Here is a 7,714-nt window from a genome sequence, read left to right as displayed (position 1 = left end):
TTGACACCTTGATGAGGGGCCTGAACGGGCCAGCGGGAGCGGTATGCTGCTAGACGAGGCAAGGGGCGACGTTGAAGCGTCCATGCGTGAACGGATGCAGCACTGGCTGGCCCGGCACTGTGAGCGCAGCGGCGCTGTCGATGAGGTGCGGCTGGTCGAGGGATTGGTGGCGTGGCGTGGGCCATCCGGCATCGAGCCAGTGGCGCTGTGGCCGGGCTTCAGCGAGGGCGCCGGCGAGGCACTGCTGGCGCTGGCAAGTGAGGTCGCCGAGGTTGCCAGTGGCATGGTCAGCCAACTGGATGAGGCGCACCTGGGCATCGGCTATCCGGTGAGCATGGATGGCGAGGTGGCAGGCGCGGTAGCGCTGAGCCTGGCGATTCCGCCTGGCCTGCGCGACACCTCCGACGACGGTGTGGCGCGGGCACGTCAGTCCCTGGTGCCACTGATGCAGCGACTCGAGGAAGGTGTCGCTGCGCTGGAACGGGACCTGATGAGTGAGCGGCAAGAAGACATGCTGCGACACCAGGCGGTACTCGGGGACCGCCTGTCCCTGCTGGCCGGCGTGCTGTCCGAGGCTACCTTCGCCGCAGCCTCGGCACAGCTGGTGACCCGTCTGGCCGAGCAATTCGGTGCCGAACGCGTAAGCCTCGGCTGGCGCCGCGGTGCCAGTTGTCGCGTGTTGCAGATTTCCCACAGCGCCCAGTTCAATCGCAAGATGAATCGGGTGAAGGCCACGGCGGCGGCCATGGATGAGGCGCTCGACCAGTTGGCCAGCGTGGCCTGTCCTCCCGTGGAAGGTGCGGCAGGGCGGCACGATGGCGGTGTCCAGCTGGCCCATCAGGAGCTGGTCACCCTCGGCGGTGTTCCTTCGGTGGTCAGCGTACCCTGCCTCGACGATGGGGTGGCGCGTGGCGCCGTGACCCTGGAACGCGATCGACCCTTTACCCTCGACGAGATCGAGGCGCTGGAGAGTCTGCTGGCGCTATGCACCCGTGCGCTGGAGGAGAAAAGGCGCAACGACCGGCCGCTGGTGGTCAAGGCGCTGGCATCGGCTGGCGAGCAACTGGGGCGCCTGCTTGGACCGGGACATCTCGGGCTCAAGCTGGCGGTGCTGGCGCTGGTGGCTCTGCTGGTCGCCTCCACCCTGATCACCACGGTGGACGAGGTGGCGGCGGAGGTGACCGTCGAAAGTCGTGTGCAGCGGGTGATCTCGGCGCCGTTCCGGGGGTATCTCGAGGCAACCAGCGTGCGAGCCGGTGATCGTGTCGAGCGCGGGCAGGTGCTGGCGAGCATGGAAACCCGGGAGCTGCTGCTGGAACGGCTGCAATGGCAGAGCGAAATCGCCAAGCTGTCACGTCAGGAGCAGGAGTCCCGCGCGCGTGGTGATCGCGCCGGGCTCAACGTGCTGGCGGCTCAGCGAGAGCAGGCCGAGGCGCGGGTTGCGCTGGTCGAGTCCAGGCTCAATCGGGCCACCCTGGTCGCGCCCTTCGATGGGGTGGTGGTCAGTGGCGACCTGACCCAGCGACTGGGCGCGGTGACCGAGCAAGGCGAGGAGCTGTTTCGCGTCTCTCCGCTGGACGGGTTTCGCCTGGACCTGGCCGTGCCCGAGGGCCGTATCGATGATCTGGCGCCGACCCAGCATGGCTCGATGGTGCTGGCCTCGATGACCGGCAAGCGTTGGCCGCTGGTGGTCGAGCGGATCACACCTCGGAGCACCAGCGGTGAAGGTCAGACCCGCTTTATCGTCGAGGCTCGCCTGGAGATGAACGCCGGCGAGGTTGACCCCCGGCAGGTGGAACGCTTGCTGCGCCCTGGGTTGTCGGGTATTGCGCGGGTCGAGGTCGGCGAAGGTCCGCTGATCGAGATCTGGACCCGCGGGCTGCGAGACTGGCTCAAGCTGACGCTGTGGCGCTGGTGGGGGTGAATCATGACCACTGCACTGTTCAGCCAGCACTGGCACCGAGTCGCCGATCTACGCCTGCGCCTGCGCCGGCATGCGCGTTTGTCACGCCACGAGTATCGCGGCGAACCGTGGTACGTGCTGCACGATTCCCTGACTGGACAGGTGCATCGTTTTACGCCGGAGTCCTATCAGATCATCGGGCGACTCGATGGACGACGCACCCTCGACGACATCTGGCATCAGGTCAGCCGGTCGTTGGGCGAAGCCATGCCGACACAGCAGGAACTGGTCACCCTGATCGGTCGCTTGCATCGTGCCAATCTGCTTTCGGGGCACGAAGACATCAATATCGAGGAACTGTCACGGCGTCAGACGCGGCAGCGTCGCAGCAAGTGGCTGCAGCTGATCAAGTCGCCGCTGGGCATCCGCATCCCGCTGCTGGATCCGGAGCGCTTCGTCGCCGCGAGCTACCCGCTGGTAAGGCCGCTGCTGGGCCCGCTGGGCGCGGTGCTGTGGTTGGCGACCGTGGTGCTGGCGCTGGTGGTCGCAGGCATCCACTGGACGCAGCTGAGCGACAACCTGGCCGATCGGGTGCTGGGGGTCGACAATCTGTTGCTGATGGCACTGGTCTACCCGTTGATCAAGACCCTGCACGAACTGGGGCACGCCTGGGCCACGCGCGACGCGGGCGGCGAGGTCCACGAGATCGGGGTGATGCTGCTGGTCTTTTTCCCGGTACCCTACGTCGACGCCAGCGCCGCTGCGGCCTGCCCGGACAAGGGCAAGCGCATGCTGGTCGGGGCCGCCGGAGTGCTGGTCGAACTCTGGCTGGCGGCGACGGCCATGCTGGTGTGGGCCATGGCCGAGCCTGGCGTTGTTCGCTCGCTGGCCTTCAACGTCATGTTGATCGGCGGTGTCTCGACCCTGATGTTCAACGGCAACCCGCTGCTGCGCTTCGACGCCTACTACGTGCTGGCCGACTACCTGGAAATTCCGAATCTGTTTTCCCGCGCCAACCAGCAGCTCACCTACGTGGTCAAGCGCTACCTGCTGGGACGTCGCGATGTCAGCGGTCAGGCCGGTTCGCTCAAGGAGGCCTGGTGGCTGGTGGCCTATGCGGTGCTGTCCTTCGTCTACCGACTGATCATCATGGTGGTCATCGCCACCTTCGTCGCCACCCAGTACCTGTTCATCGGTATCCTGCTGGCGCTGTGGTCGGTGACCATGACGCTGCTGTTGCCCCTGTTCAAGCTGTTGAAGGCCATGTCCGTGGATAGCCAACTCGAAGGTTCTCGCACTCGCGCCTGGAGCTGGTTGCTCGGCGGCCTGGCGTTGCTGCTGGCGGGCCTGCTGCTGGTGCCCGCGCCTCACGCCACAACCCTAAAGGGGGTGATCGATTCTGCCGAGCCCGCGCGCCTGCGGTCCGGTGTCAGCGGTGAGCTGGTCGAACTGATGGCGATACAAGGGCAGCCACTTCGCACCGGCGACCCGATTGCCCGTATCGCGGCACCGGAACTCGACGCCGAGGTGAGGCTGCTCGAGGCCAGGGCACGGGAAATTCAGCAGCAGCAGCAGGCCGACATTCGCGACCCGCAGGCGCTGTCGGTGCTGGCGGAGACGCAGCGCCTGGTCGATGGTCAGCTGGTCGATGCCAGGCGCAGAGCGGCGGCGACATTGCTGACGAGCCCCCACGATGGACGCTGGATGATGCCCGAAGGGGCGCCCCTCCTGGGTAGCCATGTTCGCCGCGGCCAGGCCCTCGGGGTGCTGGTCAAATCCGGTGACCTGCGAGTGCGGACGCTGGTGCCGACCCACCAGGCGGAACTCGTGCGCGACGACCGGCGCAGCGTCAGCGTGCGTAGCGGCGGTGATGTGGAGGCCGCCGCCTCGCACCTGCTGCGGTTGTCCCCTGGCGCCAGTCATGAGGTGCCGAGCCTGAGTCTCACCCAGAAGGGCGGAGGCGATGTCGCCCTGGACCCCACGGCGGCGTCGGGGGAAGGCGAGCCGCTGAGGGCCTTTCGTCGGCATCATCTGGCGGACTTCAGCGCCACCGGCCTGATCGAGAGCGTTGCAAGGGTGCGCCTGGGTCAAGGTGTCCAGGTGCGTATCGAGCACACACCGGAGCCGATTGGATTCCGCATGTGGCGGCAGGTCCGGCGTTCCTTCCTGCGCCTGTTCGAGCGCTGAGTCGATGCTGACACGAGTTCCCGCAGACGTCATCAGCCGCGCCGAGCGCCCGGTGTCAGCACCTGGTGCATTGGAACGGGCCTGGCACGGGTTGAGGGCAAGCCTCGGCGGGCCCTCCTCGGTCAGACGATGGGTCTTGCGTTGCCGTCTTCCCGTCATTCACTGGCATGCGCGGCAGCTGTCACGACTCGACGACACCGCGCTCGATGCGCAGGCTGGCCTTCTGCGCCAGGCGTTGCGCCGTCGCGGCGTGGTTGGGTGGCTATGGCCACGTGCCTTCGCCCTGGTCAGGGAAGTGGCACGACGTGAATTGGGCATGGCACACCACGACGTGCAGCTGTTGGGGGGCATGGTCCTGCTGAAGGGGCAGGTAGCGGAAATGCAGACCGGCGAGGGCAAGACCCTGACGGCCACTTTGCCGGCTGCTACCGCCGCCCTGGCCGGCATCCCGGTGCACATCATCACGGTCAACGACTACCTGGCGTCAAGGGACGCCGACAAGATGGGCCCCGTCTACGCCCGCCTGGGTCTCTCGGTGGCCTCGGTGGTCCACGGCATGACGCCCGCCGAAAGGCGCAGGGCCTACTCGGCGGATGTGGTCTACTGCACCAACAAGGAACTGGTATTCGACTACCTGCGGGACACTCAGGAGCTGGGCACCAGGCGTCACCCCTTGAGCGCCCACGCTGCACGACTGCAGGGGCGTCTCACCAGCCACAGGCTGCTGCTCAGAGGGCTGCACTTCGCCATCGTCGACGAGGCTGACAGCGTGCTGATGGACGAGGCGCGGACTCCCTTGATCCTGTCTGGCCCCGCCGGCGAGGGTGTACTGGATATTGCGCTTGTCGATGAGGCCATCGCCATGGCGAAGCGCTTTGTCGAGGACGAGCACTTCGTGCGGGAACAGGGGCAGCTGTTGTTGACCGACAGCGGCAAGCGTTATCTGGAATCGCAGGTCGAACGACTGTCCCGCCAGTCGATGGCCGGACACTGGCAGGGACGTTCCCGTCAGCAGTGGTTGATCCAGCAGGCTCTGCTGGCGCAGCACCACTTTCAACGTGACGTCCACTACCTGGTACGGGATGGCAAGGTGCTGATCATTGACGAGCACACCGGCCGGGTGATGGAGGATCGGCGCTGGGAAAAGGGGCTGCAGCAGATGATCGAGCGCCGCGAAGGGTGCGAGCCCAGCGATCCCAACATTACCCTGGCGCGTCTGACCTACCAGCGTTTCTTTCGCCGCTATCGCCACCTGTCGGGTATGACCGGTACGGCCAGGGAGGTGCGGCGCGAACTCTGGACTACCTACCGTCAGAGGGTGGTGACGGTGCCCCCTCATCGGCCTGGCCGGCGGCGTCTCGGCAAGGTGATGCGTTGCGACACGAAGGCGGCCAAGTGGGAATGGATCTGCCAACGTCTTCCTTCTCTCGTCGCGCAAGGGCGTGCTGTGCTGGTGACCACCGTCAGCCTCGCTGATGCCGAAGCGCTTTCGGCGAGACTCAAGGCCAACGACATTGCACACCGAATACTGAGCGCTCGCCAGGACGCCGACGAAGCGGCGGTCGTCGCCGCAGCCGGGGCGCCAGGGGCGGTCACCCTTGCCACCAGCATGGCAGGACGCGGGACCGATATTCCGCTTGATCCGGTGACTCGTGGTGCGGGCGGCCTGCACGTGATCCTGGCGGGCCATCACGACGCTGCGCGGATAGATCGTCAGATCATGGGGCGCTGCGCTCGCCAGGGCGATCCGGGCAGCGTCGAGTGGGTGCTGTCCGAAGAGGATGAATTGCTGACGGAACTGGATGGCTGGCAACGCCGTCTTGGAAGGCTTGCCACACGACTGCGCCGCGCGCAGCAGACCAGGGAGCGTCGCCACGCCCGGGAGCGGGCACGTTTGCTCGAAGCCGACTGGCGTGAAGATGACCAACTGGGTTTCAGCGGAAGAGGGGAGTAGCGTGGCGCGGAAGTGGCATGGCGCGGAAAGAGGCGCGTTCATTCCTTTCATCCGCTCTATGGTTTTTCCCACTGGCAGATCTGTATGGCCATGGTCTGCGCTGATAGCCGATCGTTGTTTAACCCTTGTCTCCGTCATGGAAAGGAAGTGCGCATGAAAGCAGCGAGATCACTGATCGTCGCCCTGGGATGCATCGCCGCGCCGGCACTGGCGCAGGACACGGACCTGCAAGAACCGGGATTTGGTGAAATAAGCTGCCTGGTGGAGCCAGGTCGCCAGGCTGCTCTGTCGAGCCAGGTGCCGGGCGTCATCGAGCGAATCGACGTACAAGCGGGCGTGCGGGTGGCGGCTGGCGATCCGCTATTTTCGCTGATGCGGGATGTCGAATCCGCCAGTGTCGAACTGGAGCGTTCTCGCGCCGCCTATGCGTCACGACGCATGCAGCGAAACCAGCGAATGATCGAGCGCAATATGCTCAGCGAGAGCGAACGTGACGAGATCGATACCGAGCTTCGCCTGGCCCGCCTGCAGGTCAATCTCGCCAATGCACGTCTGCAACAGCTCACGACGCGGGCTCCCTTCGATGGGTGGGTGAGCGAACGCCTGGCGGAGGAGGGTGAATTCGTTGACGCCACGCCGGTGCTTGAACTGGTTCAGCTCGATCCGCTACGCATCGAGGCCGCTTTGCCGCTGGCCGCTTACGGAAGAATCGCTGCAGGAGATGTCATCGAGGTAACGCTATCGAGCCCGGTGGGGCAACGCTATTCAGCGGAGGTCATCCATGTGGACCCGGTGATCGACGCTTCGAGCGGGACCTTCGCCTTGGCCATGCGGCTTGCCAATCCAGATGAGCAGATTCCGGCAGGGATCGCCTGTGAGCTCGGCGGCATCGTGGAAGGCGGCGACGCCTAGGCCGATTCGACACGTCAGTGGATGCTCCATGACGAGCCAGATAAGCAGGGAAAGCCCCGACGGTTTGCTGCAATTTCTTGGCGCCTTCCTCGTCGCCTTGTCGGGGATGTCATGCAGATGACGGTGGCGTGAAATTTTTTTACACGAAGTGCTTGCCAAGGCCGGCCCCGATCCGTAAAGTACGCATCCGCTGCCGACGACGAGCAAACGTCACAGGCGGTGAAGAGTGGTAAAAGTGATTGTTTTGAAAAGGCTTTTTGAAGTCTTCGAAAAATTCTCCGCTTGACGGGCAACGAGAAATCGGTAAAATGCTCGCCACTCGATCGGAGTCGCCAGGACGGCATCGCAGGATGCGCGTCAGGCTCGCTTCGCTTTCTCTTGGGTCCTGCAGGCATCGCTAGCATGGCGAAAAAAGAAAGCCTTGACGAAATGCTTCGATTCTGTAGAATGCGCCTTCCTCGCAGGGCGCTGCGCCAACAGGCGCTGCAAAGCGAGAAGCTCTTTAAGCTCTTCTATAGAGCCCAGAGCACGCTCTTTAATAATTTGATCAGGTAATTCATGTGGGCGCTTGCCGATGAGTCAGTGACACTGTCACTGAAATATCAAGGCAAGCGACTCGTCAAACGAGACGTTTGAGCCTTGAGCCAAGTTTGGTCCGCTTAACGGACTATCAGACTTTAAACTGAAGAGTTTGATCATGGCTCAGATTGAACGCTGGCGGCAGGCCTAACACATGCAAGTCGAGCGGAAACGATCCT

Annotated in this window: 4 protein-coding genes and 1 rRNA gene; all 5 read left to right on the top strand. The window is 64.4% G+C overall.

Annotated elements, in window-relative coordinates; translation table 11 throughout:
* Positions 1-43: 43 nt before the first annotated feature.
* Positions 44-1,924: an efflux RND transporter periplasmic adaptor subunit gene (locus EBB56_RS00025; RefSeq protein WP_108449915.1), complete on the top strand. Its 1,881-nt coding sequence runs from the start codon at positions 44-46 to the stop codon at positions 1,922-1,924.
* Between the two features lie 3 nt (positions 1,925-1,927).
* On the top strand, positions 1,928-4,090 hold the full coding sequence (locus tag EBB56_RS00020; protein WP_045995148.1) for a peptidase M50: 2,163 nt from the start codon (positions 1,928-1,930) through the stop codon (positions 4,088-4,090).
* A 4-nt stretch (positions 4,091-4,094) separates the two neighbouring features.
* Complete coding sequence (locus tag EBB56_RS00015; RefSeq protein WP_124802244.1) at positions 4,095-6,044, top strand: DEAD/DEAH box helicase; 1,950 nt, start codon at positions 4,095-4,097, stop codon at positions 6,042-6,044.
* A 153-nt stretch (positions 6,045-6,197) separates the two neighbouring features.
* A complete protein-coding gene (locus EBB56_RS00010) occupies positions 6,198-6,956 on the top strand; it encodes an efflux RND transporter periplasmic adaptor subunit (protein ID WP_052704557.1) in 759 nt (252 codons plus the stop codon).
* Positions 6,957-7,635: 679 nt separating this feature from the next.
* A 16S ribosomal RNA gene (locus EBB56_RS00005) occupies positions 7,636-7,714 on the top strand; the annotation flags it as partial.

It is taken from the genome of Halomonas sp. YLB-10, from assembly GCF_003856855.1.
Taxonomy (GTDB): Bacteria; Pseudomonadota; Gammaproteobacteria; order Pseudomonadales; family Halomonadaceae; genus Halomonas; species Halomonas litopenaei.
The sequence above is the reverse complement of the archived record's forward strand: the minus strand, read 5'-3'. Positions and strand labels throughout refer to the sequence as shown.